This is a genomic window from Benzoatithermus flavus, from assembly GCF_037908215.1.
Lineage (GTDB): Bacteria > Pseudomonadota > Alphaproteobacteria > Geminicoccales > Geminicoccaceae > Benzoatithermus > Benzoatithermus flavus.
In genome coordinates this window covers 1-544 of record NZ_JBBLZC010000127.1, presented here as the reverse complement: position 1 = coordinate 544, position 544 = coordinate 1, and the positions used below count along the sequence as shown (strand labels likewise).

Annotated in this window: 1 protein-coding gene; it reads left to right on the top strand. The window is 60.1% G+C overall.

Features of this window, described 5'->3' with window-relative positions:
* Positions 1-544, top strand: a 544-nt coding sequence (locus U1T56_RS24475; RefSeq protein WP_418162082.1) for a Glu/Leu/Phe/Val family dehydrogenase, incomplete at both ends; no start/stop codon positions are given.

Here is a 544-nt window from a genome sequence, read left to right as displayed (position 1 = left end):
AAGAGCCGATCCGCGTGCTGACCGTTCGCATTCCGGTGCGCATGGATGACGGATCGGTGAAAATTTTTACCGGCTACCGGGCGCAGCATAACGATGCCGTCGGCCCGACGAAAGGCGGGGTGCGCTTCCATCCAGACGTCACCGAGCGCGAAGTGAAAGCGCTGTCGATTTGGATGAGCTTAAAGTGCGGCATCGTCGACTTGCCGTATGGCGGCGGCAAAGGCGGGATCGTCTGCGACCCACGCACGATGTCGTTCCGCGAACTGGAGCGTTTAAGCCGCGGCTACGTGCGCGCTATCAGCCAAATCGTAGGGCCGACAAAAGACATTCCGGCGCCGGATGTGTTTACAAACTCGCAAATTATGGCGTGGATGATGGATGAGTACAGCCGCATCCGCGAGTTCGATTCGCCGGGCTTCATCACCGGGAAACCGCTTGTCCTCGGCGGTTCGCATGGCCGGGAAACGGCGACGGCCAAAGGAGTGACGATTTGCATTCGTGAAGCGGCGAAAAAACGCGGCCTGTCGCTCGAAGGCGCGCGCGT